Raw genomic sequence first — 23,020 nt, 5'->3', positions numbered from 1 at the left:
CCAGTTGCCCCCTGGGCGGGCGACAACTCGCCCCAGATGGCACAATCTGTGCATGGGACACGACGGCCAACTCGAGCTCTATACGGCGGTCGCGAACCAGCTCAAGGAAGCGCACGCAAGGGTGCGCGCACTGCAAGTCCCGGAGGGCGTACGGATGGCGCTGACCCGGAAGCTGCTGGTCATTACGGCCGCGGCCAAGCACGATCTCGCCGACGCGACAAGGCGGCTGGAGCGGTTCATGGCGGACCTCGACGCGGGACGCGTCCCGGAAGAGGAGCGTTGATCGTCTCCGGAGCGGCCGAGTTCGTTGCGGCACAAGGGTGATTAGCCCGTTTCGTGTTTGATTTGCGGTATATATCTGCCTAACGTGCGAAAACGCTTGAACACTTTCGTTCTGGCAATGTCTCCGAAGGGGAAGACGTGAACAAGGCGCAGCTCGTAGAAGCGATTGCCGACAAGCTCGGTGGTCGCCAGCAGGCCGCCGACGCGGTCGACGCGGTCCTGGACGCCATCGTCCGCGCGACCGTCGCGGGGGACAGGGTCTCGGTCACCGGCTTCGGTTCGTTCGAGAAGGTCGACCGCCCGGCCCGCTACGCCCGCAACCCCCAGACGGGCGAGCGGGTTCGGGTCAAGAAGACGTCCGTGCCGCGCTTCCGCGCCGGTCAGGGCTTCAAGGACCTGGTGAGCGGTTCGAAGAAGCTCCCGCGCGGCGGCGAGGTCGCCGTCAAGAAGGCCCCCAAGGGCAGCCTGACCGGCGGTGCCACCGCCACGGTCAAGAAGGCCGCCGCGAAGAAGGCCGCCCCGGCGAAGAGGGCCACGGCCGCCGCCAAGAAGACGACGGCCGCCGCGAAGAAGACGACGGCCGCCGCGAAGAAGGCCACGGGCGCCGCGAAGAAGACGACCGCCAAGAAGTCGGCCGCCAAGACGGCGACGGCGGCCGCAAAGAAGACCACGGCGAAGACGGCCACGGCCCAGAAGACCGCCGCCAAGAAGGCCCCGGCGAAGAAGGTGACGGCCAAGAAGGCCCCCGCCAAGAAGTCGAGCGCCCGCAAGACCACCGCCAAGAAGACCACCGCTCGCTGAGGCGCAAGCGTTCACGGCACTCACGCGCCGGGCCGGACTCCCCGCGGAGTCCGGCCCGCGGCGTTTTCCGCCGGGCTTCCCGCAGTCCCGCCAGGTCAGAAGGTCTGGAGGGTGACCAGGGTGATGCGCCGGGAGTCGCCGTCGCCCTCGGTCTCGATCCGCACCCGCTGCCCGGGGCGCAGCAGCCTCAGCCCGCCCGCGTCGAACGCCGGCGCGTCGAAGGGCACCGGGGTGCCGTCGTCCAACAGCACCTGTCCGCTGCGGGTGCCGGGGTCGTACGTGTATGCGGTGGCCTGCATGACCGGCAGCCTACTGCCCCGGAATCAGCAGGCGCGCGACCGCGGCGGCCGTTCGGGGACCCACCCCCAGCGCCAGCGCCGTCCGCAGATCCTCGCCGGTGTCCACGTCCTGGCGCACGGAATCCACCGCCGTCGGCCGGAGTTCCACGGCCCCCGACGCACGGTGACGGGCACGCGAATCGGTGCCGAAAGCGGGAAGCAATTCACGGCCGGCGGCCACCGCGAGAAGAGTCGTACCGATTGCGGCCGCATCGGGGAGAAAAGCGCGGGGGAATTCCGCGGCGGCGTCCAGGACGCGGGCCAATTCCGCTGGACGCAGAGCCGGCAGATCGGCGTTGAGAGCGGCCACCGCACTGTCGGGCCGCCCGGCGCGCACGACCGCCGCCGCATGCGCCAGAGCGGCGTTCAGGCCCGCGCGGGGTTCGTCGGCGACGACGCGCGCCCCGAGCCCGGCGAGTTCGCGCCCGGCCAGCACGTCGTCCGTGACCACCGCCACATCGCGCACCGCGGCACAGGCCAGCGCGGCCGCCACGGTGTCCACGGCGAAGGCCAGGGCCAGGCCCGGACGCAGGGCGTCGCCGGCGGTGTCCGCGAGCCTGCTCTTGGCCAGCGCCAAGGGCTTCAGGGGGATGACCAAGCTCCACTGCACCGGCGTACCGTCTCTCTCTCGTCGCGGACATTGTCCCCCGGTCCTTCCGGCGCCCCCTCGATCGGGGCGTACGGTGTTCTCGACAGACCGGCGGCACGGGGCGACACTTGTCCGGCCCCCGGCCCGGAAGAAGTCAGGGAAGTCAGGGAAGTCCTAGAGGAAGGTGTCCGCGTGCCCCGCCGCAGAATCGGCTTCTGGTACCGCTTCGCAGCGGTGCTCTGCAAACCGCCACTGGTGATTCTGATCAAGCGGGACTGGCGCGGAATGGAGCACATGCCGGCCGAGGGCGGGTTCATCACCGCGGTGAACCACAATTCGCACGTCGATCCCTTCGCCTACGCGCACTACCAGTACAACACCGGGCGCGTGCCGCGATTCCTGGCGAAGAGCGGGCTGTTCGGCAAGGGGTTCGTCGGCGCCGCGATGCGCGGCACCGGACAGATCCCCGTCTACCGCGAGTCCACCGACGCGCTCAGCGCCTTCCGGGCCGCGATCGAGGCCGTGGAGCGCGGCGAGTGCGTCGCCTTCTACCCCGAGGGCACCCTCACCCGCGACCCCGACGGCTGGCCGATGACCGCCAAGACCGGGGCCGCGCGCGTCGCCCTGCAGACCAGGTGCCCGGTGATCCCGGTCGCCCAGTGGGGCGTCAACGAACTGCTGCCGCCCTACGCCAAGAAGCCGGACCTCCTGCCGCGCAAGACCCACCACGTCCTGGCGGGCCCGCCCGTGGACCTCAGCCGGTTCTACGACCGGGAGATGACTCCCGAACTGCTGAAGGAGGCCACGGAGGCCATCATGGCCGACGTCACCCGCCTGCTGGAGGAGATCCGCGGCGAGAAGGCGCCCGACAGGCCCTACGACCCGCGCCGGGAGCGGATCGAGCAGCGACTCCGCACCCAGGCGCAGACCAGCCACGGCAGGTCCCAGGCACGGACCGGCCACAAGGGGGAGAACCGCACGTGAGCAAGCCCGTCAAGGCCGCCGTCTTCGGCACCGGTTCCTGGGGTACGGCCTTCGGCACGGTCCTCGCCGACGCGGGCTGCGAGGTCACGCTGTGGGCGCGCCGCGCCTCGCTCGCCGACACGGTCAACTCCACGCGAACCAACCCGGACTACCTCCCCGGCATCGAGCTCCCGGCGAACCTCCGCGCCACCGCGGACCCCGCCGAGGCCGCCCGCGACGCCGACTTCACCGTCCTCGCGGTCCCCTCGCAGACCCTGCGCACCAACCTCGCCGCCTGGCGCCCGCTGCTCGCCCCGGACACCGTCCTCGTCTCGCTGATGAAGGGTGTCGAACTCGGTACGACCATGCGGATGAGCGAGGTGATCGAGGACGTCGCCGAGGTGGGCCGGGACCGGATCGCCGTGGTCACCGGGCCCAACCTCGCCAAGGAGATCGCCTCCCGCAGGCCGGCCGCCGCCGTGGTCGCCTGCACCGACGAGAGCGTCGCCCGGCGGCTCCAGACGGCCTGCCACACGCCGTACTTCCGCCCGTACACCAACACCGACGTCGTCGGCTGCGAACTCGGCGGCGCCGTGAAGAACGTCATCGGTCTCGCCGTCGGCATCGCGGACGGCATGGGGCTCGGCGACAACGCCAAGGGCTCGCTCATCACCCGCGGACTCGCCGAGACCACCAGGCTGGGCCTGGCGATGGGCGCCGACCCGCTGACCTTCTCCGGACTCGCGGGCCTCGGCGACCTGGTGGCGACCTGCTCCTCGCCGCTCTCCCGCAACCACACCTTCGGCACCAACCTCGGCAGGGGCATGACCCTCCAGGAGACCATCGCGGTCACCAGGCAGACCGCCGAGGGCGTCAAGTCCTGCGAGTCCGTGCTGGATCTGGCCCGCCGGCACGGCGTCGACATGCCCATCACGGAAACCGTCGTCGGGATCGTCCACGAGGGCAAGCCGCCGATGGTTGCTCTCAAGGAGCTGATGTCGCGCAGCGCGAAGCCGGAACGACGCTGAGCGACCCCCCTGAGTCGACGCTGTATCCGCGCCCTACCACCGGGTACTCTCATGCCGATATGAGCACCGAGAACCTTCCCCAGAGCCCTGAGCAGCCGTCTCGTAAGCCGCGTGTGGCCGTCGTGTTCGGCGGACGCAGCTCCGAGCACGGGATCTCCACGGTCACCGCCGGCGCCGTCCTCAAGGCCATCGACCGGACGAAGTACGAGGTCCTTCCGATCGGCATCACCCGGGAAGGCCGCTGGGTGCTCACCGCCGACGAGCCGCAGCGGATGGCGATCACCGAACGCCGTACCCCCGGCGTCGAGGAACTGGCCGACTCGCAGGAGGGCGCCGTGGTGCTCTCCGTCGACCCCGCGAACCGCGAAGTCGTCTACAGCGAGCCCGGATCGGTGCCCAAGGCCCTCGGTGACGTCGACGTCGTCTTCCCGGTCCTGCACGGCCCCTACGGCGAGGACGGCACCCTGCAGGGACTGCTGGAGCTGTCCGGCGTGCCGTACGTGGGGTCGGGCGTGCTCGCCTCGGCCGTCGGCCAGGACAAGGAGTACATGAAGCGGGTGTTCACCTCCTTCGGGCTGAAGGTCGGCCCGTACGTGGTGGTCCGGCCGCGAGAGTGGGAGCAGCCCGCCCCGGACGGGGACGGAGGTGCCGCCGCCCGGAAGAAGATCGTCGACTTCGCCGGTGAGCACGGCTGGCCGCTGTTCGTGAAGCCCGCGCGCGCGGGCTCGTCGATCGGCATCACCAAGGTCGACGACCTGTCGGGGCTGGACGATGCCATCGCCGAGGCCCGGCGCCACGACCCGAAGATCCTCGTCGAGGCGGCGCTGCGCGGCCGCGAGATCGAGTGCGGAGTCCTGGAGTTCGAGGACGGGCCGCGGGCCTCCGTGCCGGCCGAGATCCCGCCGCCGGACGCCCACGCGTACTACGACTTCGAGGCCAAGTACATCGACTCGACCCCCGGCCTGGTGCCGGCCCCGCTGACGCCGGAGGAGACCGCCGAGGTGCAGCGGCTCGCGGTGGACGCCTTCGAGGCCGCCTCCTGCGAGGGGCTGGTCCGGGCGGACTTCTTCCTCACCGAGGACGGCGAGTTCGTCATCAACGAGATCAACACGATGCCGGGCTTCACGCCCATCTCGATGTACCCCGCGATGTGGCAGGCGAGCGGAATCACCTACGGGGAACTGGTGGACCGCCTGATCCAGGCAGCACTGCGCAGGTCCACGGGACTGCGGTAGTCGGTAGTCCTCAGTCGGCGATCCCCTCGGGGATCGCCTTCCTGACGGCCGACGCCAGGTCGATCAGCGCCGACGAACTGTCCGCCCCCTCCAGCACCGTCACCTCGACATAGGCACGGCGACCGGCGGTGGTGAACCGGTACCCCCCGCCGTCCCGCTTCTCCATCAGCCAGTTGACGCCGTTCACACCGCCCGCGACCGCGTCCGGGTCGGCGCCCTGGGCCACCTTCGGATCCGCCATCTTCGGCGGCCGCTCCACACCGCAGCGCAGTATGATCGCCGGGTTCCCCCAGCCCGCGGTCAGCGCGGAGGCGGGCTCGGGATCCCGGCGATCCATACCGTCCACCTTCGACGGCAGTGCCTCGTCCAGGTTCCTGCACAGTCGCGCGACCTTCGTCGCGGGACTGGGAACCGGGGCCGACGCGCCGTCGTCTGCCGATGAGCAGCCCACGGCGGCACAGAGCAGAACAAGGGCGGGCACACCACTGAGCCGGTGACGGAAAAGGTTCACCGGCCAAGGGTAGACGGGGGCTACAGATGCACGACCGGGCAGGTCAGGGTGCGGGTGATCCCGTCCACCTGCTGCACCTTGGCGACCACCATGCGGCCGAGGTCGTCGACCGTGTCGGCCTGGGCCCGCACGATCACGTCGTAGGGACCTGTGACGTCCTCGGCCTGGACGATGCCGGGAATCCTGCCGATCGTCTCGGCGACGGTCGAGGCCTTGCCGACCTCGGTCTGGATCAGGATGTACGCCTGTACCACGGAACCTCCAGGGCGGCCACGAGGATCATGTGGGGAAAAGGAACGCCACGGTATCGCGTCGCCGCTCGCCGCGGGGAGACCTGCGGCGACCACGGCTCGCGCGCCGGGGTGCAGGCACGACAGAGGTTGACGGTTCCCTCGACCGTATCGAGGACACCCGTGACGCGCGACCGGGCACGGACTGGGACAGAAGGGGAGCTGGGGCGATGAAGGGCACTGTTGGTGAGCTCGGGGAGTTCGGGCTCATCAGGGAGCTCACCTCCCGTCTCACCACCACGCCGGCGGTCCGGGTCGGACCCGGTGACGACGCCGCGGTGGTGGCCGCGCCCGACCGCCGGGTCGTGGCGAGCACCGACATCCTGCTGGAGGGCCGGCACTTCCGCCGCGACTGGTCCACCGCCTACGACGTCGGCCGCAAGGCCGCCGCCCAGAACCTCGCCGACATCGCCGCGATGGGCGCCGTGCCGACCGCACTGCTCCTCGGCCTCGTCGTACCCGGCGAACTGCCGGTCACCTGGCCCACCGAGCTGATGGACGGGCTGCGCGACGAGTGCCAGGTCGCCGGCGCCGCCGTGGTCGGCGGCGACGTCGTGCGCGGCGACACGATCATGGTGTCGATCACCGCCCTCGGGGATCTGCGCAACCAGGAACCGATCACCCGCTCCGGCGCCCAGCCCGGCGACCTCGTCGCGGTGACGGGCTGGCTGGGCTGGTCCGCCGCCGGATTCGCCGTCCTCTCCCGCGGGTTCCGCTCGCCCCGCGCCTTCGTCGAGGCCCACCGCCGCCCCGAGCCGCCGTACCACGCCGGTCCGGCGGCTGCCGCCCTCGGCGCGACCGCGATGTGCGACGTGAGCGACGGGCTGATCGCCGACCTGGGGCACATCGCGGAGGCCAGCAAGGTCCGCATCGACATCCGCTCCGGCGCGATCGACGTGCCCACCCAGATGAACGACATCGGACAGGCCGTCGGCGTCGACCCCATCCAGTGGGTGCTGACCGGCGGAGAGGACCACGCCATCGTGGCGACCTTCCCGCCGGACGTGAAGCTCCCGGCCCGCTGGAAGGTGATCGGCGAGGTCCTCAATCCCTCCGCCCTGCCCCAGGTGACGGTCGACGGGGCGCCCTGGACCAGCAAGGGCGGCTGGGACCACTTCGGGGACATGGAGTCGTGATCCCCCCGAGGGTACTGACGGTGGCCGGCTCCGACTCCGGCGGCGGCGCGGGCATCCAGGCCGACCTCAAGACGATGCTCGCGCTCGGCACGCACGGCATGAGCGTGATCACCGCGGTCACGGCGCAGAACTCCCTCGGCGTCCAGGGCGCGTGGGACCTGCCGGTGGCGGCGGTGCGCGCCCAGTACCGCAGCGTCGTCGACGACATCGGCGTCCAGGCCGTGAAGACCGGGATGCTCTCCTCCGCTGAACTCGTCGAAGCGGTGGCCGAGTTGATCGCCGGCACCGACGCCCCGGTCGTCGTCGACCCGGTCGGCGTCTCCAAGCACGGCGACCCGCTGCTGGCCGCCTCGGCCCTCGACTCCGTCCGCACCGAGCTGCTTCCCCTCGCCACCGTCGCCACGCCCAACCTCGACGAGACGGCCCGGCTGACCGGCGTACGGGTCGAGTCGGAGCGCGGGCTCAGGCAGGCCGCGGCGGCCGTCCTGGCGTACGGCCCGCGGTGGGTGCTGATCAAGGGCGGTCATCTGCCCGGTGACGCCGTGGACCTGCTCACCGACGGCTCCGAGGAGCACTGGCTGCGCGCGCCCCGGCTCGACAACCGGCACACGCACGGCACGGGCTGCACCCTCGCCTCGGCGATCGCGGCGCAGCTCGCCAAGGGGGAGACCGTGCCGCGGGCGGTGGCGACGGCCAAGGAGTACGTCACCGGGGCGATCGCCGCCGGCTTTCCCCTCGGCGGCGGGATCGGTCCCGTGGACCACGGCTGGAGGCTCGGCGTCCGGGACGCCCACGAGGGGGACGGTCCCGCGCGGTGACGCGGGCGCGGGCCCACGGGCCACCGCGCAGCGCAAAGAGCCGGCCCACCAGAGGTGGACCGGCTCTTTCAGCAACCAGCAGGGCCGCGCGCGACGGGGGTCCCCCCGCCTCGGGCGGAGCCGAGAGGTGGGGGATGTGCGTCAGCGCGAGACCTTGCCGGCCTTGATGCACGAGGTGCAAGCGTTCACGCGCTTCGGCGTCCCACCGACCACGGTACGCACGCGCTGGATGTTCGGGTTCCAGCGACGGGGCGTACGGCGGTGCGAGTGCGAGATGTTGTTGCCGAAGCCCGGCCCCTTGCCGCAGACGTCGCAGTTGGCAGCCACGGGTCACTCCAAAGACTTCAGATGCACTTACGGTTGATCCCGGCATGCCGGGATCAAGATCGTGGGATCAGAGATCTGAGTGGCGGTGCCAGGGGGATGGCCCGATGGGATCGGGCAACCGGAGCAGCATACAACGGCTGCGCCAGTACAACGAAAATACCATGGCTGCTCAGGGGCCCCGCCCTTGCCCGCCACCGGCCGACACCCGCCCACGGTCTACGCTGCGTCCCAGTCCAGCAGCTCAGGGAGGCCCAGGTGCCGCAGGTGCCGCAGACATTCTTCGATGCTCTCGCGGTGCGCACCTGGTGCGGTCTCGCGCTCCGGACGCTGGGACGCGCGCGTGAGGAGATCGACGCGATCAACGTGTACCCGGTCGCCGACGGGGACACCGGGACCAACCTGTACCTGACCGTGGAGTCGGCCGCGACCGCGGTCGAGGCGGTGTTCACCGGTCACGCGGCCGGCGCCGCCGCGCACGGCACCCCCTCCCTCGCCGACGCCGCGCGCGCGATGGCGCACGGAGCGCTCATAGGCGCGCGCGGGAACTCCGGGACCATCCTGGCGCAGCTGCTGCGGGGCATGGCCCAGGTGCTCGCCGCCGAGGGGGAGAGCCCGCACACCGACGCGGCGGGGCTGCGCCTGGCGCTGCGCCGCGCCGCCGACTCCGCCCGCCAGGCCGTGGCCCGCCCGGTCGAGGGCACGCTCCTGTCGGTCGCCTCGGCCGCCGCCGACGCGGCCGCGGACGCCGAGGGCGACTGCGGGACGGTCGCGAGGGCGGCCTACCGGGGCGCGTGCACGGCGCTCGCCGCGACGCCTGGCCAGCTGGCCGTCCTGGAGCGTGCCGGGGTGGTGGACGCGGGCGGGCGGGGACTGGTGGCGGTGCTCGCGGCGCTGGTGGAGACGTTCACGGGGGAGACGGCGGCGGTCCCCTCCGGGGCCGGCGCGTTCGCCGCCACCGAGGGGCGCGACCGCGCCGAGGGCCCGGTGGACCCGCAGGCCTCCGGGCTCCGGGCGGGCGCGGAGTCCTGCGCCGACGACGATGCCGGCAGCGGCGGGCCCGCCTTCGAGGTGATCTACCTGCTGGAGGCCGAGGACGCCGCCGTCGCCCGGCTGCGGGAGCGGCTCGACGCACTGGGTGACTCGCTCGTCGTGGTCGGCGGGGACGGGCTGTGGAACGTGCACGTGCACGTGGACGACGCCGGCGCGGCCGTGGAGGCGGGTGTCGAGGCCGGCCGGCCGTACCGGATCCGCATCACCCACTTCGGCGCCGACGACGTCCACGCGCGCGGGGAAGGGCGTCCGCCCCGCGCGCGCGTCCAGCGGGCGGTGGTCGCCGTCGTGCCCGGCGAGGGCCTGGCCGGTCTGTACACCGAGGCCGGCGCGACCACCGTCCTCGCGCGCCCCGGGGAGCCGCCCGCCAGCGGTGAGCTGGTCCAGGCCGTACGGCGGGCCCACGCGCGCGAGGTCGTGCTGCTGCCCAACGACGCCGATCTGCGCCACACCGCGGCCGCGGCTGCCGAGCAGGCACGCGCGGAGGGCATCCGGGTGGCCCTCATCCCGACCCGTTCCGCGGTCCAGGGGATCGCCGCGCTCGCCGTGCACCAGCCCGACCGCCGCTTCGACGAGGACGTCGTCGCGATGACCTCGGCGGCCGGCGCCACCCGTTACGCCGAGGTCGCCGTCGCCGAACGCCAGTCCTGGACCATGGCCGGCATCTGCCAGGCCGGCGATGTCCTCGGCCTCGTCGACGGCGACGTGGCCGTCATCGGCGCCGACGTCACCGCCGTCGCCGAAACGGTCCTGGACCGCATGCTGGCGGCGGGCGGGGAGCTCGTCACCCTCGTCCTCGGCGACGAGGCCCCCGAAGGCGTCGCCGGCCGGCTGGAGGCGCGGGTGCGGGAGGCGTACCTCGCCGTCGACACGGTGGTGTACCACGGGGGACGGCAGGGTGCGCTGCTGCTGATCGGCGTGGAATGACGGTCGCGGGGAGGCGGTGAGCGCCGTCGGGGGAGGCGGTGAGCGCCGCCCCACCGCCCGCCCTGTCCCTGCGCCCCCTACTCCTGCGCAGCCTCCTGCTCGGCCGCTTCCGCCGCCGCCTGGAGCAGTTGCTCCGCCTCCGCCCGCCGTGCCCGTACGGTCTCCTCGTCCCCGCCCTCGAAGCCGGCGTCCGTCTCCGCGTCCGCGTACGCCGCGAGTACCGCACGCGCGCGTGCGGCCGCCTCCGCGGGACGGCCCAGGTCGGTCTCCAGCCAGCCCGCCGCCAGCTCGGCACCGGTGCGCGGCGGCAGGGCGGCGGCCCCGAGGGAGACGAACACCGCGACCGCCTCCGACATCTGGGACAGCGCCTCGTCCATGGCGGCACGGATCGAGTCGTCGTCGGCGTCCTCGGCTGCCGAGCGGGCCAGGAGATCGCCGAACTGGCGGTGGGTGTGACCGAGTTCGAAGACCAGCCGCAGACGCGTCTCCTCGTCGTCCGCGACCTCCAGCGCGTCGGCGCACTCCCCGACGGCGTCCGACATCAGCTCCCGCGCCGCCCGGGCGCCGTCCTGCGCGCGCAACGCCAGCCAGGCACGCGCACGCAAGGAGCGCACCAGCCCGTGCACATTGCCCAGGGAACGCCACAGCTCGCCCGCGCGCGCGTACGCCCGGTCCGCGTCCGCGTGCAGCCCCGCCTGGCCGAGGGACTCGGCGGCCAGGTGCGCCAGCGTCGCGTGGTCGTGCTGCTCGGGCCAGTGCCGGGCGGTCTCGGCGGCCTGCAAACGGCGTTCGGCGGCGGCCCGGTGCTCGCCCAGCTCGCTCAGGCAGTCGCCGAGCCACCACTGCGTCTGCACGACCGCCCCGTCGCCGTGCGTCTCGACGGTCAGGTCCGCCAGCGCCGACTCCAGCACCTCCGCGGCCTCCGCCCACCGGCCCTGCCGCACCAGGAATCCGCCCAGCTGGTGCCGCGCCCACGCGCCGAACGTCGGGCCCTCGCCCGCCTCGTCGGCCCAGTGTGCCGCCTCCAGGGCGTGCTCGGCGGCCTCCCCCGCCTGCCCCCGGCCCCCGACGACCTCGGCGAGCTGGAGGTGCAACTGCGCCCGGCCGACCGGCTCCAGGAAGCCGCCGCCGTGCTCCAGGGCCGCCCGCAGCGCCCGTTCCGCCTCCGCCATGTCGCCCAGGTGGTGCGCGAGAGCGGCCAGTCTGGCCTCGTACTCCACGGCGAACCAGGGCAGCCCCGCTCCGACGAACTCCGCGGCGGCCCGGGCGAACAGTTCGGCGCCCGCCTCGGCGTCGCCCGAGCGCGCCGTCAGCTCCGCGAGCATCGCGTGTCCCTCGGCGACCCGCGCGAGGAGCCGCACGTCGTCCCCGGCCCGCCCCTCCACGAGCGCGAGCACCTCCCGGACGGCGCCCTCGGCCTCTGCCAGCACCCGCTCGGCGACCGGCCCGTCGGCCTCGTGCACGCGTCGCATCAGGATCCGCGCACGGCCCATGAGGACCCCCGCCGCCTGCCGCACCTGCGTGCCGCCCTCGGCGTACAGCGCGAGGACCCGGTCGTAGGGCTCGGCGACCGCGGCGAGCGCCTCGTCGATCTCCCCGGTGAGCGCGCGGACGTAGGCCGCACGCGTGCGTGCCGCCAGAGCCTCGCCGGGGTCGCCCGCCTCCGCGTACAGCCCGGCCGCCAGCTCGAACGTTTCGGCACCCTCCGCGCCCAGTCCCATCGCCCGGTGGTCGGCGATCTCGGCGCGGTCGCGCGCGTCCAGCCCGGCGCCCTCGGCCCCCTCGGCGGCCACCGCCACCGCCGCCCACGCCTCCACGGCGTGCGGCCGCAAGGTGTCCGACAGCCGCCGCGCCTCGGCGAGCAGCGCGGGCAGATCCGGCGCGCCGGCTCCCGCCCCGGTTGCCGCCGTGGCTGCCGGCGCCGGGGGAGCGGCCGCGGGAACCGGCGGACGTACCGTGCGCACCCCCAACGGCAGCCGCTCCACCAGCGGCTGCTGCGACATCCGCGCGCGTGCCCGCTCGCCGACGTGCGACGTGCCGTTGCGCGCGTCGAACCGCGCGGCCAGCGCGAGTGCCTCCTCGCGCGCGTGGAGCGCGAGTTCCGCCGCCGTCCACACCCGCCCGGCGGGCCCGGGCACCCGCTGCCCGCCCAGACCCAGCGCGGACAGCCGCTCCATGAGCAGCACGACCACGCTCAGGAAGCCCAGCCTGCTGCGCGGCTGTCCCTCGTCCGTGAAGTACGCCGGGCGCTCCGCGAGCAGCTCCAGGCCCCGCGCCTCGTTGCCGGTCAGCGCGCAGAACTCCACATGGTCGGCGTACGCGCCCCGCATGCTCTCCATCGCCCGCACCAGCCGGAAACCGCGCAGGTGGTTCGCCCGGGCCTCGTCCGACCGGCCCAGCCGCAACAGCGGCACCAGGGACGACGCGAGCACGGTGTGCGGCTCGTGCGCGCACGTGTACGCGCCCTCCAGGACGGGCGCCCACAGCTCCAGGGCCTCCGCGTCCCGGCCCCGCTCCGCCCGCCACCAGCCCTGACCGTGCAGCTCGCACGCGTGGCAGTCGGCCATGCCGTCGCGATCCGCGGCCAGCCAGGCGGCGAACGCCCGCTCGGCCCGTGCCACGTCCCCGACGTGCGCGGCCACACTGAACTCGGCGCTGCGCACGGCCCGCTCGGAGTGCCCGGCGAGCCGGTAGCGGTGCTCCATCTCGCCGAGCCACTTCTCCACCGACGCCAGCGGAATGTGCGGCTGGTCGAGCATGCCGGCCGACATCCACTTGAAGACCCAGTGCAGCGAGTGCGTCTCGTGCGCGTCGAAGTCCTCGGGCCGTTCGTCCCACATGCGCAGCAGGCGCGCGAACGGGACGAACATCTTGTCCTTCTCGGAGCTGTAGTTGTAGACCTTCAGCTGGTGTCCGAGCGCCTCGATCACGGCGAGCGGGATGTTCAGCCTCTCGGCCTCCACGAGCAGCAGTTCCGCGCGCGCGTTGCGGGCCGGGCCCTCCGGCTGTTCGCCGTTCTCCGCCATCGCCCGGCGCAGGGAGTCGAAGTCCGTGATCGCGGTCATCGCCGCCCGTCCTCCTCAGGTGTGGCTTCCCCGTGCGTGGCCCACTCCAGCAGGCCGATGAACGCCCGGTTCAACAGTGCGGAGTCCGCCGGCCGCAGGGGCCGCTGCGCCATCAGCAGCGCCTGCCCGTACAGCGACTCCGTGGCGGTGCCGATCAGCTCGGCGTCCCGCAGGGAACTGATCCGCCGGACCAGCGGGTTGAGATGGTTGAGCACCAGACGCGCGCGCGGGGCACTGCCGCGCAGGGATCCCAGGATGCCCGCCCACAGGTCGTCCGCCTGCGACTCGGCGTCCGCCCGTGCCTGCTCGTGCCGGGCCGCCCGGTCGTCCAGATGCAGGGCGGGCACCGACAGCGGGTGGAAGGCGCGCAGGACGACGTCGCAGCCCAGAGGGTCGAGCTTCGCCCGCGCGGCCGCCAGGAAACCCGACAGCGCCAGCTCCTCCGCCGCGTCCACGGCGTCCAGATGCGCGGTCACGGTGTCCGCGTCCAGCTCGGCGACCACCGTCCCCGGCCGCACCGACGGCAGCGCCTCGACCAGTTCGCTGTCGTACGTGTAACCCCCGTTGACCACCCCGACGCCCTGCGCCGACGCGATCGGCGCGACCTGCCGGTACTCCTCCACGGTCCGCGTGAAGTGCACCACCGGATGCCGCTGCGCGAACTCCTCCAGCGACAGCCGGCCGTCACTCGTCTCGAACGGCAGCCACGGCAGCATCGTCCGCAGCATCTCCCTGTCGTGCCGCGCCAGGGACTTCACCCCCAGGTGGTGCACGGCGAGGAACGCCGCCAGCCGCTCCGGATCCCCGGCGGCCAGCCCCGTCAGCCATGCCCGGATCCGCTCGCCCAGCGCCTCCCGCACGGCCGCCAGCGTCTCGTCCTCGTACAGCGACTCGCGTGAGGCCGTGGGCCGCAGGCTGTCGGTGTCCAGGACACAGCGCACGAAGAACGCCCAGTCCGGCAGAAGCTGTTCGGCGCGGTCGGTCAGCAGCATGCCCTTGAGGTGCACACGGTGACCCGCCCGCTGGGCCGGACTGACCGCGGCCGGCAGCACGTACGCCACCCCGCGGATGCCGGCCAGCGGCACGTTCAGCTCGATCGAGTCCAACGGTGCGAACCCGAACAGCTCGTGACAGTGCCGGGCCAGCGCCACCCGCCGGTTCGCGGGAGAGGCGTACGGCCGGTCCCAGGGCGCCGGCAGATCGGTGACCGCCTCCTCGCCGACCCGGACGTCGTACGGCAGCAGCGAGCCGAAGTCGCGCGCCAGCTCAAGGACCCGCTGCTCGGTGAGCCACTCACCGGCACCGGCCCGCGCCACCAGATGCACGGTCGTGCCCGGCTCGGGGCGCTCCTCGTCGGGCAGCGTCCGCACCGTGTACGAACCGTCGTCGCGGGCCGTCCACTCCACCGGCGGCGCGCCGGGCGTACGGGAGCTGCGGCTGACCACCCGGATGCGCTCGGCGACCACGAAGCAGGCCAGCAGCCCGATGCCGAACTGCCCGAGGAAGTCGGAACGGGCCTCCTGCAGGCCGTCGGCGCGCTTGGAACTGCGGCCGATGGTGGCCAGCAGGCTGTGCACGTCGGACTCGGTGAGCCCGACACCGGAGTCCTCCACCCGCAGCTCCCCGCCCGCGGCGGACAGCCGCACCCGCGCCGGGGCGCCGGGCTCCTCCGCCCGCCGGGCGGTGATGGCGTCCACGGCGTTCTGGAGCAGTTCGCGCAGGTAGACCCGGGGACTGGAGTAGAGGTGATGGGACAGCAGGTCCACCAGGCCACGCAGGTCGACCTGGAAGGTATGAGGGGACGGTGATGCCTGGGATGACGGTGAGGTCTGGGAGTCCATCGCTGCTGCGCCGCGGCCTGGGGAGGGTCGACGGCGCGGGGTCGGGCGGTCCCGGTGGGGCGGTGACCGCGGGGGATGGCCGGAGCGCGCCATCCTAGAGCCCGAACGAGCCGCCTGACCAGGGGTTTCGGGACACGTATACGGCAATGTCAGTGGGGTGGTGTGCAATGGATCCCGTGCCCGCGCTCGAAGAACCGCTCAAGAAGGTGCTCGGCCCACCGACCGCGAAGGTGATGGCCGAGCACCTCGGCCTGCACACCGTCGGCGACCTCCTGCACCACTACCCGCGCAGATACGAGGAGCGCGGCCAGCTCACGCACCTCGCGGACCTCCCCATGGACGAGCACGTCACCGTGGTCGCCCAGGTCGCCGACGCCCGCCTGCACACCTTCGCCTCGGCCAGGGCCCCCCGCGGCAAGGGCCAGCGCCTGGAGGTCACCATCACGGACGGCAGCGGCCGCCTCCAGCTGGTCTTCTTCGGCAACGGCGTGCACAAGCCCCACAAGGACCTCCTGCCGGGCACCCGCGCGATGTTCTCCGGCAAGGTCTCCCTCTTCAACCGCCGCCTCCAGCTGGCCCATCCGGCCTACGAACTGCTGCGCGGCGACACCGAGGAAACGGTCGAGACCTGGGCCGGAGCCCTCATCCCGATCTACCCGGCCACCGCCAAACTCGAGTCCTGGAAGATCGGCAAGGCGATCCAGACGGTCCTGCCCAGCGCCCGGGAGGCCGTCGACCCGCTCCCGGACTCCCTGCGTGAGGGCCGTGGCCTGCTCCCCCTCCCCGAAGCCCTCCTCAAGATCCACCGCCCGCAGACCAAGGCCGACATCGACGACGCCCGCGCCCGCCTGAAGTGGGACGAGGCCTTCGTCCTCCAGGTCGCCCTCGCCCGCCGCCGCCACGCCGACGCCCAACTCCCGGCCGTCCCCCGCAGACCCGCCCCGGACGGCCTGCTCTCCGCCTTCGACGACCGCCTCCCCTTCACCCTCACCGAGGGCCAGCAGAAGGTCTCGAAGGAGATCTTCGACGACCTGGCGACCGAGCATCCGATGCACCGACTGCTCCAGGGGGAGGTCGGTTCGGGCAAGACGATGGTGGCCCTGCGCGCCATGCTCGCCGTCGTCGACTCCGGCGGGCAGGCCGCCATGCTCGCGCCCACCGAGGTCCTCGCCCAGCAGCACCACCGCTCCGTCGTGGAGATGATGGGGGAACTGGCCGAGGGCGGGATGCTGGGCGGCGTCGAGCACGCCACCAAGGTCGTGCTGCTCACCGGGTCGATGGGGGCCGCCGGGCGGCGGCAGGCGCTGCTCGATCTCGTCACCGGCGAGGCCGGCATCGTCATCGGCACGCACGCGCTGATCGAGGACAAGGTGCAGTTCCACGATCTCGGGCTGGTCGTGGTCGACGAGCAGCACCGGTTCGGCGTCGAGCAGCGGGACGCCCTGCGCGGCAAGGGCAAGCAGCCTCCGCACCTGCTCGTCATGACCGCCACACCCATCCCGCGCACGGTCGCCATGACCGTCTTCGGAGACCTGGAGACCTCCGTCCTGGACCAGCTCCCGGCCGGCCGGTCACCCATCGCCAGCCATGTCGTCCCCGCCGCCGACAAGCCGCACTTCCTGGACCGCGCATGGCAGCGGGTCCGCGAGGAGGCCGAGGGCGGCCACCAGGCGTACGTGGTCTGCCCGCGGATCGGCGACGAGGAGGACGGCCCGGGGAAGGCGAAGAAGAAGTCCTCGGAGGACGAGGCCGAGAAGCGTCCGCCGCTCGCCGTCCTGGACGTGGCCGACCAGCTCGCCGGGGGACCGCTCCAGGGGCTCGAGGTCGAGGTGCTGCACGGCCGCATGCCCCCGGACGACAAGGACGCCGTCATGCGCCGGTTCGCCGCCGGGGACACCGACGTCCTGGTCGCCACGACCGTCATCGAGGTCGGGGTCAACGTGCCGAACGCCACCGCGATGGTGATCATGGACGCCGACCGGTTCGGCGTCTCCCAGCTGCACCAGCTGCGCGGCCGCGTCGGCCGCGGCTCGGCCCCCGGACTCTGCCTCCTCGTCACCGAGATGCCCGAGGCCAGTCCGGCCCGCCAGCGCCTCGACGCGGTCGCCGCCACCCTCGACGGCTTCGAGCTGTCCCGCATCGACCTCGAGCAGCGCCGCGAGGGCGACGTGCTGGGCCAGGCACAGTCCGGCGCCCGCTCCAGTCTGCGCGTCCTCGCCGTCATCGAGGACGAGGAGGTCATCGCCGAGGCGAGGGAGGAGGCGGCACAAGTGGTCGCGTCCGACCCGGAACTGGCCGCCTACCCCGGCCTGCGCACCGCCCTGGACGCCCTCCTGGACGAGGAGAGGGAGCAGTACCTGGAGAAGGGCTGAGCGAGCGGCCGCCGGGTCCCGTGGGGTGCCGGCCCGTGTGCCGTGGCCGGTCGGCGGCTCCCCGCCCCCGGCGGGACGGATCCGGTTGCCCGCGCGCGGCGGGGGCGGACGGCCGCCCGCGTACGGCGGGGCGGGCAGTGCCCCGTGCCCGGCGGGGCGGAGGGTTCCCCGGACCCCACCGGGTGCCGCCGACCGTGATCGCGCACCCCGCACCTCCGCCTGCCAGACTGACCACGTAAAGACGCCCCCGAACAAGGACCCCGAGATGACCCGCGTGATCGCCGGAAAAGCCGGCGGACGTCGCCTGGCCGTCCCGCCAGGGACCGGCACCCGCCCCACCTCCGACCGCGCACGCGAGGCTCTCTTCTCCACCTGGCAGTCCCTGCTCGGCGGTGCCCCCCTCGACGGCGAACGCGTCCTGGACCTCTACGCCGGCTCCGGCGCCGTGGGGCTGGAAGCCCTCTCCCGGGGGGCCGGCCACACCCTGCTCGTCGAGGCCGACGCGCGAGCGGCCCGCACGATCCGGGAGAACGTGAGGACCCTCGGCCTGCCGGGCGCCGAGGTCCGGGCCGGCAAGGCCCGGCAGATCATCCAGACGCCGCCGACGCAGCCGTACGACCTCGTCTTCCTCGACCCCCCGTACGCCGTCACCGATGACGATCTTCGGGAGATTCTGCTCACACTCCGCTCGGAGGGGTGGCTCGCGGCGGAAGCCCTCGTCACCGTGGAGCGCAGCACCAGAGGCGGCATCTTCGACTGGCCGGACGGCTTCGAGGCGATCCGGTCCCGTCGCTACGGCGAGGGAACGTTTTGGTACGGTCGCGCCGCCTCTACGTGCGAAGACGCACGATGACCGGACCGGAGAGCGAGGGATCTCAAGTGCGCCGCGCCGTCTGTCCCGGGTCGTTCGACCCGATCACCAACGGACATCTCGACATCATTTCCCGCGCCTCCCGTCTGTACGACGAGGTCTACGTCGCGGTGATGATCAACAAGTCGAAGAAGGGCCTGTTCGAGATCGACGAGCGGATCGACCTGATCCGCCAGGTGACCGCCGAGTACGGAAACGTCCGCGTCGAGGCCTTCCACGGTCTCCTGGTCGACTTCTGCAAACAGCGCGAGATCCCGGCCATCGTCAAGGGCCTGCGCGCCGTCAGCGACTTCGACTACGAGCTGCAGATGGCCCAGATGAACAACGGCCTCTCCGGTGTCGAGACGCTGTTCGTCCCCACCAATCCGACCTACAGCTTCCTGTCGTCCTCCCTGGTCAAGGAGGTCGCGACCTGGGGCGGCGACGTCTCCCACCTGGTCCCGCCGATCGTCCTCGAAGCACTCGCCGGACGTCTCCGCAAGGACTGAGGAACTGACGGCCCGTCACTCGGTGTCCGCCGGACACCTCATGGCCGTACAGTCGTTCCGTCCGTCTCCAACACAGCAGTAGAGAGTGGCGAGCAACCGGTGGACGTGCAGAAGAAGCTCGACGAGATCGTCACGGCGGTCTCCAGTGCCCGGTCGATGCCGATGTCGGCCTCGTGCGTGGTCAACCGCGCCGAACTGCTCGCCCTCCTCGAAGAGGTGCGCGCCGCCCTGCCCGACTCCCTCGCCCAGGCCCGGGAGCTGATCGGCGGCCGCGAGCAGATGGTCGAGCAGGCCCGCCAGGAGGCCGACCGGATCATCTCCACCGCGCACGCCGAGCGCGGCTCCCTGATCTCCGACACCGAGATCGCCCGCCGCTCGCAGGCCGAGGCCGACCGCATCCTGGCCGAGGCCCGCAAGGAGGCCGAGGACATCCGAGCGGAGGCCGACGACTACGTCGACTCCAAGCTCGCCAACTTCGAGGTCGTCCTCACCAAGACCCTCGGCTCCGTCGGCCGCGGCCGCGAGAAGCTCCTGGGCACCGGACCCGGCGTCGACGAGCAGGGGTACGAGGACGAGGACGCCCCTGAGCGCAGCCACGATCCGGAGACCCTGCGCCGCGACGCCGACGCCTACGTCGACGTCAAGCTGGGCGCCTTCGAGGCGGTCCTCGCCAAGACCCTGGAGGCCGTCGGCCGCGGCCGGCAGAAGCTGCACGGCCGGATCGCCAGCGACGACCTCGGCGCCCTCGCCGACGACGACACGACCTTCCAGCACTCCTCCGACGCCGACTACCTCGCCGACCTCGCCGCCCTCGCCGAGCAGGACACCCCGGCCGGGCAGCCCGCGCAGCGGTCGTACGAGCAGCCCCAGGAGACCTACGCCTACCAGCAGCCGGACACGTACGGCTACCAGCAGCAGGGCTACGGCCGCCAGCAGGACGCCTACGGCTACCAGCAGGCCGACCCCTACGCCGCCACGTTCGACTACGCGCAGACGGGCGGGGCCCCCGCCCACGGCTACGACCCCCAGCAGGCGCCGTACGACCCGCAGCGGGACGTGCAGCAGCAGCCCCCGCAGGAGCAGCAGGGTTACGCCCTCGACGAGGCCAGCCTGTTCGACACCAGCATGATCAGCGCCGAGCAGCTGCGCGCCTACGAACAGGGCCGCGGCCTGTAGGGGGCGAGGCCCGGGGCGGGGGCGTGGACACCGGATTGGGCTGTGGGCGAATGCTCCAGTATCCTGGCTCTTCGGTCGCGTGTGCGCTTCGCTGACTGCGTATATGCCCGCGATCGCTGCTGCCCGCAACACCTGAGGGCGGCGGCCCCCACAGCACGGAAGATCGAAAGCAGGAATGGCTCTGAACGCCCGCCTCGACCACCGCAACCCTCTCGTGTTCGACACGCACGAGCTGGGGCGGCGTCCTGGCGCGCTCCAGCGCCTGTCCCGTGAGATCGAAGCCCCCGGGGACCTCGGGATCCAGGGGGTCATCGGAGTGCCGCAGGGCGCCCCGGTGAAGCTGGAACTCCGACTCGAGTCGGTCATGGACGGAGTGCTCGTCACGGGCACCGCCCGTGCACAGGCCGAGGGGGAGTGCGTAAGGTGTCTGGAGCCGGTCGGGCTGGAGCTCGAAGCGGACTTCCAGGAGATGTTCTCGTACCCTGACGCCGACGACCGGGGCCGCGTGAAGGCGGAACCGGCCGACGACGCCGAGGAAGACGAGGACATGCTCTTTCTCGAGGACGGCCTGTTCGACCTCGAGCCCGTGCTGCGTGATGCGGTGGTGCTCGCACTGCCGATGCAGCCGGTGTGCCAGGACGACTGCCCAGGACTGTGCGCCCAGTGCGGAGCACGCCTTGCGGACGACCCGGACCACCACCATGACGCCGTCGACATCCGTTGGGCGGCACTGCAGGGACTCGCCGGTTCACTCGAAGACGGCGAGAAGGACGAGATGAGTGGCGAAGCGCCTCGATCGGTGCCCGCCAACGAGAAGCAGGAGAAGTAGCCGTGGCTGTTCCGAAGCGGAAGATGTCGCGCAGCAACACGCGCCACCGCCGGTCGCAGTGGAAGGCTGCGGTCCCCACCCTGGTTGCGTGCGAGCGCTGCCACGAGCCCAAGCTGCAGCACATCGCGTGCCCGTCTTGCGGCACCTACAACAAGCGCCAGGTCCTCGAGGTCTGAGCGGCTGGTGAGAGGCACCGTGTCTAGCCCCAAGCAGGCAGATGACGCCAAGGCGGATTCAGTCGCCAAGAAAAAGGCGGACAACACGGCCTCGTCCCACACGCTTCTGGAAGGGCGGCTCGGCTATCAGCTCGAGTCCGCCCTTCTGGTGCGTGCGCTGACCCACCGTTCCTACGCGTACGAGAACGGCGGTCTGCCGACGAACGAGCGGCTGGAGTTCCTCGGGGACTCCGTGCTCGGCCTCGTCGTCACGGACACGCTGTACCGCACCCACCCCGACCTGCCCGAAGGCCAACTGGCCAAACTGCGGGCCGCGGTGGTCAACTCGCGTGCGCTGGCGGAGGTCGGTCGCGGCCTCGACCTGGGCTCCTTCATCCGGCTCGGCCGGGGCGAAGAGGGCACGGGCGGCCGGGACAAGGCGTCCATCCTCGCCGACACCCTCGAAGCGGTGATCGGCGCGGTCTATCTCGACCAGGGCCTCGACGCGGCCTCCGAACTGGTGCACCGCCTGTTCGACCCGCTGATCGAGAAGTCCTCGAACCTCGGAGCCGGCCTGGACTGGAAGACCAGTCTCCAGGAGCTCACCGCGACCGAAGGACTCGGCGTGCCCGAGTACCTGGTGACGGAGACCGGCCCCGATCACGAGAAGACCTTCACTGCTGCCGCCCGCGTCGGAGGCGTCTCGTACGGCACCGGCACCGGCCGCAGCAAGAAGGAGGCGGAGCAGCAGGCCGCCGAGTCCGCGTGGCGGTCCATCCGGGCCGCGGCGGACGAGCGTGCCAAGGCGGCGAAGGCGGCCCAGGCCGTCGAGGCCGTCGACGGCAGCAGCCCGGACCCCGAGTCCGCCTCCGCCTGACGAACACCGACGACAGCACAACCAGCAGTACGAGACGAGCGCCCGCCCCCAACCGGAGGCGGGCGTTCCGTACGGGGGATCCCATGCCCGAGTTGCCCGAGGTCGAGGTCGTCCGCCGCGGTCTGGAGCGGTGGGTCGCCCATCGCACGGTCGCCGACGCCGAAGTGCTCCACCCGCGTGCCGTGCGCCGTCACCTGGCCGGCGCCGACGACTTCACGCACCGCCTCGAGGGCCACCGCATCGGCACCCCCAGCCGCCGCGGCAAGTACCTGTGGCTGCCGCTGGAGGACACGCCGCAGGCGATCCTGGCCCACCTCGGCATGAGCGGGCAGCTCCTGGTCCAGCCCCACGCGGCTCCCGACGAGAAGCACCTGCGCATCCGGGTCCGCTTCGCCGACGAGGTGGACACCGAGCTGCGCTTCGTCGACCAGCGCACCTTCGGCGGTCTGTCGCTGCACGACACCACCCCCGACGGGCTGCCCGACGTCATCGCGCACATCGCGCGCGACCCCCTCGACCCGCTGTTCGACGACGAGGCCTTCCACCAGGCCCTGCGCCGCAAGCGCAGCACCATCAAACGGGCCCTGCTCGACCAGTCACTGATCAGCGGTGTCGGCAACATCTACGCCGACGAGGCGCTGTGGCGTTCCCGCCTCCACTACGACCGCCCCACGGCCGGCTTCACCCGCCCCCGCACCCTCGAACTGCTCGGCCACGTCCGGGACGTGATGACGGCCGCCCTCGCCGTGGGCGGCACCAGCTTCGACAGCCTGTACGTCAACGTCAACGGCCAGTCGGGCTACTTCGACCGGTCGCTGGACGCCTACGGGCGCGAGGGGCTGCCGTGCAGGCGCTGCGGCACGCCGATGCGCCGGCGCCCCTGGATGAACAGGTCCAGCTACTTCTGCCCGCGGTGTCAGAAGCCGCCGCGCGTCTCGTCGTAGCGCCCGCGGGACGCCGATGCGCCGGCGCCCCTGGATGAACAGGTCCAGCTACTTCTGCCCGCGGTGTCAGAAGCCGCCGCGCGTCTCGTCGTAGCGCCCGCGGGACG

The 23,020-nt window shown here is 72.4% G+C and carries 23 protein-coding genes; 16 read left to right on the top strand and 7 right to left on the bottom strand.

What is annotated here, in order from left to right; translation table 11 throughout:
• Nucleotides 1-52 precede the first annotated feature (52 nt).
• Together ACIP5W_RS25225 and ACIP5W_RS25220 are read left to right on the top strand one after the other, a co-directional pair.
• Nucleotides 53-283: a hypothetical protein gene (locus tag ACIP5W_RS25225; protein WP_401477769.1), complete on the top strand. Its 231-nt coding sequence runs from the start codon at nucleotides 53-55 to the stop codon at nucleotides 281-283.
• A 137-nt stretch (nucleotides 284-420) separates the two neighbouring features.
• On the top strand, nucleotides 421-1,083 hold the full coding sequence (locus ACIP5W_RS25220; protein ID WP_401477766.1) for an HU family DNA-binding protein: 663 nt from the start codon (nucleotides 421-423) through the stop codon (nucleotides 1,081-1,083).
• A gap of 95 nt (nucleotides 1,084-1,178) precedes the next feature.
• On the opposite strand, the gene ACIP5W_RS25215 is transcribed toward ACIP5W_RS25220, so the two are convergent.
• The gene (locus tag ACIP5W_RS25215) at nucleotides 1,179-1,382 is read right to left on the bottom strand and encodes a hypothetical protein (protein WP_363092086.1); all 204 of its coding nucleotides are present in this window, start codon (nucleotides 1,380-1,382) and stop codon (nucleotides 1,179-1,181) included.
• Nucleotides 1,383-1,392: 10 nt separating this feature from the next.
• Nucleotides 1,393-2,031, bottom strand: a complete 639-nt coding sequence (cofC, locus tag ACIP5W_RS25210) for a 2-phospho-L-lactate guanylyltransferase (protein ID WP_401477762.1) — start codon at nucleotides 2,029-2,031, stop codon at nucleotides 1,393-1,395.
• Between the two features lie 171 nt (nucleotides 2,032-2,202).
• Between cofC and ACIP5W_RS25205 the strand changes: the two genes are divergently transcribed.
• The 3 genes from ACIP5W_RS25205 to ACIP5W_RS25195 are packed head-to-tail and all read left to right on the top strand — an operon-like array spanning nucleotide 2,203 to nucleotide 5,236.
• The gene (locus ACIP5W_RS25205; protein WP_401477759.1) at nucleotides 2,203-2,994 is read left to right on the top strand and encodes a lysophospholipid acyltransferase family protein; all 792 of its coding nucleotides are present in this window, start codon (nucleotides 2,203-2,205) and stop codon (nucleotides 2,992-2,994) included.
• Nucleotides 2,991-4,001, top strand: coding sequence for an NAD(P)H-dependent glycerol-3-phosphate dehydrogenase (locus tag ACIP5W_RS25200; RefSeq protein WP_401477756.1), 1,011 nt, complete (start codon nucleotides 2,991-2,993; stop codon nucleotides 3,999-4,001). Before ACIP5W_RS25205 ends, ACIP5W_RS25200 begins: the two co-directional genes overlap by 4 nt.
• A gap of 59 nt (nucleotides 4,002-4,060) precedes the next feature.
• The gene (locus ACIP5W_RS25195) at nucleotides 4,061-5,236 is read left to right on the top strand and encodes a D-alanine--D-alanine ligase family protein (protein WP_401477753.1); all 1,176 of its coding nucleotides are present in this window, start codon (nucleotides 4,061-4,063) and stop codon (nucleotides 5,234-5,236) included.
• 10 nt (nucleotides 5,237-5,246) lie between these two features.
• On the opposite strand, the gene ACIP5W_RS25190 is transcribed toward ACIP5W_RS25195, so the two are convergent.
• Together ACIP5W_RS25190 and ACIP5W_RS25185 are read right to left on the bottom strand one after the other, a co-directional pair.
• Nucleotides 5,247-5,747 carry a DUF3515 domain-containing protein gene (locus tag ACIP5W_RS25190; RefSeq protein ID WP_401477750.1) on the bottom strand — a complete coding sequence of 167 codons (501 nt, stop codon included), beginning with the start codon at nucleotides 5,745-5,747 and terminating at the stop codon, nucleotides 5,247-5,249.
• Nucleotides 5,748-5,767: 20 nt separating this feature from the next.
• Nucleotides 5,768-6,001, bottom strand: coding sequence for an Lrp/AsnC family transcriptional regulator (locus ACIP5W_RS25185; protein ID WP_382781682.1), 234 nt, complete (start codon nucleotides 5,999-6,001; stop codon nucleotides 5,768-5,770).
• A gap of 206 nt (nucleotides 6,002-6,207) precedes the next feature.
• Here ACIP5W_RS25185 and ACIP5W_RS25180 point away from each other — a divergent pair, with 206 nt between their 5' ends.
• Together ACIP5W_RS25180 and thiD are read left to right on the top strand one after the other, a co-directional pair.
• Nucleotides 6,208-7,173 carry a thiamine-phosphate kinase gene (locus ACIP5W_RS25180; protein WP_401477746.1) on the top strand — a complete coding sequence of 322 codons (966 nt, stop codon included), beginning with the start codon at nucleotides 6,208-6,210 and terminating at the stop codon, nucleotides 7,171-7,173.
• Nucleotides 7,170-7,991, top strand: a complete 822-nt coding sequence (thiD, locus tag ACIP5W_RS25175; protein WP_401477743.1) for a bifunctional hydroxymethylpyrimidine kinase/phosphomethylpyrimidine kinase — start codon at nucleotides 7,170-7,172, stop codon at nucleotides 7,989-7,991. The genes ACIP5W_RS25180 and thiD overlap by 4 nt, the downstream gene beginning before the upstream one ends.
• Nucleotides 7,992-8,132: 141 nt before the next feature.
• Here thiD and rpmB read toward each other — a convergent pair whose 3' ends face one another.
• A complete protein-coding gene (gene rpmB / locus ACIP5W_RS25170) occupies nucleotides 8,133-8,318 on the bottom strand; it encodes a 50S ribosomal protein L28 (protein WP_004924906.1) in 186 nt (61 codons plus the stop codon).
• Nucleotides 8,319-8,573: 255 nt separating this feature from the next.
• On the opposite strand from rpmB, the gene ACIP5W_RS25165 reads away from it, so the two are divergent.
• The gene (locus tag ACIP5W_RS25165) at nucleotides 8,574-10,295 is read left to right on the top strand and encodes a DAK2 domain-containing protein (protein WP_401477740.1); all 1,722 of its coding nucleotides are present in this window, start codon (nucleotides 8,574-8,576) and stop codon (nucleotides 10,293-10,295) included.
• Nucleotides 10,296-10,372: 77 nt separating this feature from the next.
• On the opposite strand, the gene ACIP5W_RS25160 is transcribed toward ACIP5W_RS25165, so the two are convergent.
• Together ACIP5W_RS25160 and ACIP5W_RS25155 are read right to left on the bottom strand one after the other, a co-directional pair.
• Complete coding sequence (locus ACIP5W_RS25160) at nucleotides 10,373-13,360, bottom strand: tetratricopeptide repeat protein (RefSeq protein WP_401477737.1); 2,988 nt, start codon at nucleotides 13,358-13,360, stop codon at nucleotides 10,373-10,375.
• A complete protein-coding gene (locus ACIP5W_RS25155; protein ID WP_401477734.1) occupies nucleotides 13,357-15,201 on the bottom strand; it encodes an HSP90 family protein in 1,845 nt (614 codons plus the stop codon). The genes ACIP5W_RS25160 and ACIP5W_RS25155 overlap by 4 nt, the downstream gene beginning before the upstream one ends.
• Before the next feature lie 167 nt (nucleotides 15,202-15,368).
• Here ACIP5W_RS25155 and recG point away from each other — a divergent pair, with 167 nt between their 5' ends.
• The 8 genes from recG (at nucleotide 15,369) to mutM (ending at nucleotide 22,913) form a co-directional block, all read left to right on the top strand.
• A complete protein-coding gene (gene recG, locus ACIP5W_RS25150; RefSeq protein ID WP_401477731.1) occupies nucleotides 15,369-17,573 on the top strand; it encodes an ATP-dependent DNA helicase RecG in 2,205 nt (734 codons plus the stop codon).
• A 265-nt stretch (nucleotides 17,574-17,838) separates the two neighbouring features.
• Complete coding sequence (gene rsmD / locus ACIP5W_RS25145; protein WP_401477728.1) at nucleotides 17,839-18,426, top strand: 16S rRNA (guanine(966)-N(2))-methyltransferase RsmD; 588 nt, start codon at nucleotides 17,839-17,841, stop codon at nucleotides 18,424-18,426.
• Nucleotides 18,427-18,452: 26 nt separating this feature from the next.
• Complete coding sequence (coaD, locus tag ACIP5W_RS25140; RefSeq protein WP_401478022.1) at nucleotides 18,453-18,932, top strand: pantetheine-phosphate adenylyltransferase; 480 nt, start codon at nucleotides 18,453-18,455, stop codon at nucleotides 18,930-18,932.
• Between the two features lie 99 nt (nucleotides 18,933-19,031).
• Nucleotides 19,032-20,108 (top strand): ATP synthase F0 subunit B, encoded by a 1,077-nt coding sequence (locus ACIP5W_RS25135; protein WP_401477725.1) that lies wholly within the window; start codon nucleotides 19,032-19,034, stop codon nucleotides 20,106-20,108.
• A 175-nt stretch (nucleotides 20,109-20,283) separates the two neighbouring features.
• A complete protein-coding gene (locus tag ACIP5W_RS25130) occupies nucleotides 20,284-20,937 on the top strand; it encodes a YceD family protein (protein WP_401477722.1) in 654 nt (217 codons plus the stop codon).
• 2 nt (nucleotides 20,938-20,939) lie between these two features.
• Complete coding sequence (gene rpmF / locus ACIP5W_RS25125; RefSeq protein WP_007493396.1) at nucleotides 20,940-21,113, top strand: 50S ribosomal protein L32; 174 nt, start codon at nucleotides 20,940-20,942, stop codon at nucleotides 21,111-21,113.
• Between the two features lie 7 nt (nucleotides 21,114-21,120).
• Entirely contained in the window at nucleotides 21,121-21,969 is an 849-nt protein-coding gene (gene rnc, locus ACIP5W_RS25120) for a ribonuclease III (protein ID WP_401477719.1), read from the top strand.
• An 83-nt stretch (nucleotides 21,970-22,052) separates the two neighbouring features.
• Nucleotides 22,053-22,913: a bifunctional DNA-formamidopyrimidine glycosylase/DNA-(apurinic or apyrimidinic site) lyase gene (gene mutM / locus ACIP5W_RS25115; RefSeq protein WP_401477716.1), complete on the top strand. Its 861-nt coding sequence runs from the start codon at nucleotides 22,053-22,055 to the stop codon at nucleotides 22,911-22,913.
• The last annotated feature ends 107 nt before the right edge of the window (nucleotides 22,914-23,020 follow it).

Source organism: Streptomyces sp. NPDC088766 (assembly GCF_044750845.1).
In the GTDB taxonomy this organism is placed as follows: domain Bacteria; phylum Actinomycetota; class Actinomycetes; order Streptomycetales; family Streptomycetaceae; genus Streptomyces.
Note: the sequence above shows the minus strand (reverse complement) of the source record. Positions and strands in the feature narration are given on the sequence as shown.

Coding starts and splice junctions, on each gene's coding strand:
- ACIP5W_RS25225 (WP_401477769.1), top strand. CDS start 53: ATGGGACACGACGGCCAACTCGAGCTCTATACGGCGGTCGCGAACCAG.
- ACIP5W_RS25215 (WP_363092086.1), bottom strand. CDS start 1,382: ATGCAGGCCACCGCATACACGTACGACCCCGGCACCCGCAGCGGACAG.
- ACIP5W_RS25195 (WP_401477753.1), top strand. CDS start 4,061: ATGAGCACCGAGAACCTTCCCCAGAGCCCTGAGCAGCCGTCTCGTAAG.
- ACIP5W_RS25180 (WP_401477746.1), top strand. CDS start 6,208: ATGAAGGGCACTGTTGGTGAGCTCGGGGAGTTCGGGCTCATCAGGGAG.
- ACIP5W_RS25160 (WP_401477737.1), bottom strand. CDS start 13,360: ATGACCGCGATCACGGACTTCGACTCCCTGCGCCGGGCGATGGCGGAG.
- ACIP5W_RS25155 (WP_401477734.1), bottom strand. CDS start 15,201: ATGGACTCCCAGACCTCACCGTCATCCCAGGCATCACCGTCCCCTCAT.
- recG (WP_401477731.1), top strand. CDS start 15,369: ATGGATCCCGTGCCCGCGCTCGAAGAACCGCTCAAGAAGGTGCTCGGC.
- rsmD (WP_401477728.1), top strand. CDS start 17,839: ATGACCCGCGTGATCGCCGGAAAAGCCGGCGGACGTCGCCTGGCCGTC.
- ACIP5W_RS25130 (WP_401477722.1), top strand. CDS start 20,284: ATGGCTCTGAACGCCCGCCTCGACCACCGCAACCCTCTCGTGTTCGAC.
- mutM (WP_401477716.1), top strand. CDS start 22,053: ATGCCCGAGTTGCCCGAGGTCGAGGTCGTCCGCCGCGGTCTGGAGCGG.